Source organism: Phenylobacterium sp. (assembly GCF_036821595.1).
Classification (GTDB): domain Bacteria; phylum Pseudomonadota; class Alphaproteobacteria; order Caulobacterales; family Caulobacteraceae; genus Phenylobacterium.
Window position 1 is genome coordinate 1 of sequence record NZ_DAISJG010000128.1, and the last position, 4,376, is coordinate 4,376.

The window sequence follows — 4,376 nt, forward strand, 5'->3', positions numbered from 1 at the left end:
GACGCCGAGGTCACCGTCGCCTGCCTGCCGCAGATGGCCCGCCTGCTGGCCCAGCTGCCCGCGACGGTCCAGCCGCTCACCGACCGTATGGCGGTGGCGCCGCACGATTTCTGGACCCTGCCCATGTCCCTGCCGCGCTGGTGCGGCCCGGACGTCCCGACCGGACCCATCTTCCGCGGGACGCCGCGCCGCTCCGGCGGCGTCGGGATCGCCTGGCGCGGCAACGCGCTGCCCGACCCCGGCCGCTCCCTGCCGCCCGACCTCGGCGCCGGACTGCTGGCCCTGCCGGGCGCCGTCTCCCTGCATCCGGAGGACAGCGGCGCCCGCGACTTCCAGGACACCGCCGACCTGATCGCCGGCCTCGACCTGGTGGTCTCCATCGACACGAGCGTCGCCCACCTCGCCGGCGCCATGGGCAAGCCGACCCTGGTCCTCCTGCAGCACAATCCCCCCGAATGGCGCTGGCTCGCCGACGCCGCCGGCCGCGCCGCCTGGCACCCCTCCGCGACGGTCCTGCGCCAACCCGCCCCCGGCGACTGGCGCAGCCTCATCGACCGGGTGAAGGCCCTGATCCCCTCTCCCCCTGGGAGAGGGTAGGGTGAGGGCGGCGCAGGCCGCGCAGCCGCCGCTCCGGCGGGATGCAGCTATCCTCCTCCGGCAGTTACTTCGGGTCGAGCAGGCGGCCGAATGGTGCGCAGCGTGGCTGACAAGCGACTCGCCTATCATCGGCTTCGCCAAAACCGCTGATGTAATCGCCTGAGGCCGTGGGATGACGCTGCCAGAACCAGAGAACATCCAAGGCCGCATTTTCCGACCAGTCGGGCGCTGCATCTACTGCGGCTCGGATGGTCATGGGCGGGGGCTTCGCGACGAGCACATCATCCCGTTCTCTCTGGGCGGCAAAGCGGTGCTGCCCAAGGCGAGTTGCGCCAACTGCGAGAAGATCACCAGCTACTTAGACGGCTACCTCGCCCGCCACGTCTACTATGACTATCGGTTGCACGCGGGTGCCCCGACGCGGAGGCCCAAGGACCGCCCCAAGACTCGGCGAGCCTTGATCAAGTTTAAAGACCGCGAGGAAGTCCGCGAGTTCGAAATTGGGAGCCACCCCTTTTCAACCGTCGTCCCGTTCTTGGGCCTGCCTGGCATCCTAACCGGCGACGAGCCGCAGCGAGGATTCAAGAGCGGTAAAGCAGTGCATTTCTACTATGTGCCGCCCAACTTTCCGGAGACCATCGGGCTCCCGTTCGGAGAGTCCGCCGAGGTCGTGGGCCGGCGAAATATGGACCTCGTGACTTTCGCACGCGCGCTGGCCAAAGTTGGCTACTGTCATTTGTGGACCGCCGATCCTGGGCCGTTCGACCCGCTGCCAACGCGTGAGCTGGTGCTGGGGCAGTACCCGAACGCTGCTTATCTCGTCGGCGGCGGCGAGGACGAGGACACCCCGCCGCCCGAAGAGAACGTGAAGCTGATGCATTGGGTCACGATCCGTTGGGAACCGCTCGCCGGGCGTGACGTGCTGTTTGCAGTCATCAGGTTGTTCGCAAACGCGGGCACCGACGAAAAGGGTATGCCGCTGTACCTAGTAGCGCTTGGAGAGCGGCGCCGTGATCCAGGCCCGTTCCTTCAGAATGGCGCCGACGCCTAGGCGGTGGAAACTCGCGCTCGCGCCCGAGCCCTCACGCCGCCCTCAGACTCTCCACCAGCTCCCGCGCATAGGGCCGAAGCTCGTCCATCGCCCGCACCACGATCTTCAGCTCGCGCACCGCCCAGTCGTCGGTCAGCTCGACCACCTCGAGCGCCGTGGTCTTCACCGCCCGGCTGGCGGTGGTCTGGGGCACGATGCCGACGCCCACGCCGCACTCCACCAGCCGGCAGACGGCGTCGAAGCTGCGGAGCTGCACGCGCAGCCGCAGCGGCCGGCCCTCGCGCGCCGAGCGGCCGGTGAGGAACCGCTGGATGGAGCTCGCCCGGTCCAGGCCCACGAAGTCGTGCTCCAGCACCTCGGCGAAGGAAACCCGGCCGCGCGCCGCCAGCGGATGGCCCTTGGCGGTCACCACCACGAAGCGGTCGGTGCGGAACGGGTAGGCGGCCAGGGCGCCCACCTCCACCGTCCCGGCCACGATCCCCACGTCGCCGACGCCCTCGGCGATCAGGCCGACGATCTCGTCGGACAGCCGCTCCTCCAGGTCGACGCTGACGTGCGGGTGGTCGGCCAGGAAGGAGGACAGCGCCTCGGGCAGGAATTCGGTCAGCGCATTGGTGTTGGCCAGCACCTTCACCTCGCCGGACACCCCGCCGGCGAAGGCGCCCAGGTCCTCCCGCATCCGCGCGCTCTGGGCGAGGATGGCGCGGGCGTGCTTCAGCAGCAGCCGGCCGGCCGGGGTCGGCGTCACCCCCTGGCGCGAGCGGGCGAGCAGGGACGCGCCCAGGCTCAGCTCCATGCCGCGGATGCGCGTCGACGCCGCCGCCAGCGCCAGGGCGGATTTCTCCGCGCCCGCCGTGATGGACCCTGCGTCAACCACTTCGCAGAACAGTCTGAGGTCGGTGAGGTCGAACCGCATCCTTCGCCTTTCGCGAAGGAACCCTACAGGAAAGACGCATTGCGCGACGAGCCGAAAACAAGATGGTTCGGCCTTTGCGAAGGTAGGCCCCCTCTGGCCCGCCTTCAATTGACAGCGATCAGGGGCGGCCTAAAACCGGGTCGCTTCCAGGACAAAGAGCGAGCGGCAAGCACATGACCGACGCCACCAGGGCCCCGCGCGAGCGCCCGCTGTCGCCACACCTGCAGGTCTGGCGCTGGCACATCACCATGTGGACCTCGATCCTGCACCGGGCGAGCGGGGTGGCGCTCTACGTCGGCGCCCTGATCGTCGCGGCCTGGGCGGTGTCCCTGGCCAGCGGGCCCGAGGCCTACGCGACCTTCAAGTCGGTGCTCGGCTCGCCGCTCGGCAAGCTCGTGATGTTCGGCCTGACCCTGGCGGTCTTCTACCACCTGGCCAACGGCATCCGGCACGTGGTCTGGGACCTCGGCCACGGCCTGGACGTGAAGACCGCCAACGCCACCGCGGTGCTGGTCTTCGCCTTCACCCTCGCCGCCACTGTCGCGGTCTGGATCATCGCCGCCATGACGGGGGCGCTCTGATGGCCAGCTACCGCACCCCGCTCGGCCGCGCCCGCGGCCTGGGCGCCGCCAAGCACGGCGTCGGGACCTGGATCGGCGAGCGGGTGGGCGGCGTCGCCCTCGTGCCGCTGACGCTTTGGGGCGTGTTCGCCGCCCTGCGCCTGGCCGCCCACGACTACGCCTTCGCCGTGCAGTGGATCGGCCAGCCGGTGAACGCCACCCTGATGGTGCTGCTGCTGGCGATCAGCTTCTGGCACATGCACACCGGCCTGCGGGTGATCGTGGAGGACTACATCCACAAGACCCTGTCCAAGGCCGGCCTGCTGCTCCTCAACCTCTTCGTCTGCGGCCTCGCCGGCGCGCTGGCGGTGCTCTCCATCCTGAAAGTCGCGTTCAGCGGCGGGGTCTACTGAAGCCATGGCGGCCTACGAATTCATCGACCACAAGTTCGACGTCGTCGTCGTCGGCGCCGGCGGCTCGGGCCTCCGCGCCGCGCTCGGCTGCGCCCAGGCGGGGCTCAAGACGGCCTGCGTGACCAAGGTCTTCCCGACCCGCTCGCACACCGTCGCGGCCCAGGGCGGCATCTCGGCCAGCCTCGGCAACATGGGCGAGGACGACTGGCGCTGGCACATGTACGACACCGTCAAGGGGTCGGACTGGCTGGGCGACCAGGACGCCATCGAATACCTCTGCCGCAACGCGCCGGCCGCCGTCTACGAGCTGGAGCACTGGGGCGTGCCGTTCTCGCGGACGCCCGAGGGCAAGATCTACCAGCGGGCCTTCGGCGGCATGACCCGCAACTTCGGCGAGGCGCCGATCCAGCGCACCTGCGCCGCGGCCGACCGCACCGGCCACGCCATGCTGCACACCATGTACGGGCAGTCCCTGGCCAACGACACCGAGTTCTTCATCGAGTACTTCGCCCTCGACCTGATCATGGACGAAGGCGTCTGTCGGGGCGTCACCGCCTGGAAGCTCGACGACGGCACCCTGCACCGCTTCCAGGCCCAGCTCGTCATCCTGGCCACCGGCGGCTACGGCCGGGCCTACTTCTCCTGCACCAGCGCCCACACCTGCACCGGCGACGGCAACGCCATGGTGCTGCGCGCCGGCCTGCCGCTGCAGGACATGGAGTTCGTGCAGTTCCACCCCACCGGCATCTACGGCGCCGGCTGCCTGATCACCGAGGGCGCGAGAGGCGAGGGCGGCTACCTGACCAACTCCGAGGGCGAGCGGTTCATGGAACGCTACG

At 69.6% G+C, this 4,376-nt stretch carries 6 protein-coding genes; 5 read left to right on the plus strand and 1 reads right to left on the minus strand.

Going from position 1 to position 4,376, the window contains the following annotated elements; all coding sequences use genetic code 11:
• Positions 1-597: glycosyltransferase family 9 protein (locus V7Z97_RS19510; protein WP_334165156.1), on the plus strand; the 597-nt coding region annotated here is incomplete at its 5' end.
• Between the two features lie 172 nt (positions 598-769).
• The gene (locus tag V7Z97_RS19515) at positions 770-1,648 is read left to right on the plus strand and encodes an HNH endonuclease (protein WP_334165157.1); all 879 of its coding nucleotides are present in this window, start codon (positions 770-772) and stop codon (positions 1,646-1,648) included.
• A 31-nt stretch (positions 1,649-1,679) separates the two neighbouring features.
• On the opposite strand, the gene V7Z97_RS19520 is transcribed toward V7Z97_RS19515, so the two are convergent.
• Positions 1,680-2,564 (minus strand): LysR family transcriptional regulator, encoded by an 885-nt coding sequence (locus tag V7Z97_RS19520; protein ID WP_334165158.1) that lies wholly within the window; start codon positions 2,562-2,564, stop codon positions 1,680-1,682.
• Positions 2,565-2,737: 173 nt separating this feature from the next.
• Here V7Z97_RS19520 and sdhC point away from each other — a divergent pair, with 173 nt between their 5' ends.
• From sdhC to V7Z97_RS19535, 3 genes are all read left to right on the plus strand, one after another.
• Complete coding sequence (gene sdhC, locus V7Z97_RS19525; RefSeq protein WP_334165159.1) at positions 2,738-3,145, plus strand: succinate dehydrogenase, cytochrome b556 subunit; 408 nt, start codon at positions 2,738-2,740, stop codon at positions 3,143-3,145.
• A complete protein-coding gene (sdhD, locus tag V7Z97_RS19530) occupies positions 3,145-3,537 on the plus strand; it encodes a succinate dehydrogenase, hydrophobic membrane anchor protein (protein ID WP_334165162.1) in 393 nt (130 codons plus the stop codon). The genes sdhC and sdhD overlap by 1 nt, the downstream gene beginning before the upstream one ends.
• 4 nt (positions 3,538-3,541) lie before the next feature.
• On the plus strand, positions 3,542-4,376 hold an 835-nt coding region (locus tag V7Z97_RS19535), incomplete at its 3' end, for an FAD-binding protein (RefSeq protein WP_334165163.1).

What these genes read in the sequence shown, in the direction of transcription:
- V7Z97_RS19515 (WP_334165157.1), top strand. Translation starts at nt 770, where the DNA reads ATGACGCTGCCAGAACCAGAGAACATCCAAGGCCGCATTTTCCGACCA.
- V7Z97_RS19520 (WP_334165158.1), bottom strand. Translation starts at nt 2,564, where the DNA reads ATGCGGTTCGACCTCACCGACCTCAGACTGTTCTGCGAAGTGGTTGAC.
- sdhC (WP_334165159.1), top strand. Translation starts at nt 2,738, where the DNA reads ATGACCGACGCCACCAGGGCCCCGCGCGAGCGCCCGCTGTCGCCACAC.
- sdhD (WP_334165162.1), top strand. Translation starts at nt 3,145, where the DNA reads ATGGCCAGCTACCGCACCCCGCTCGGCCGCGCCCGCGGCCTGGGCGCC.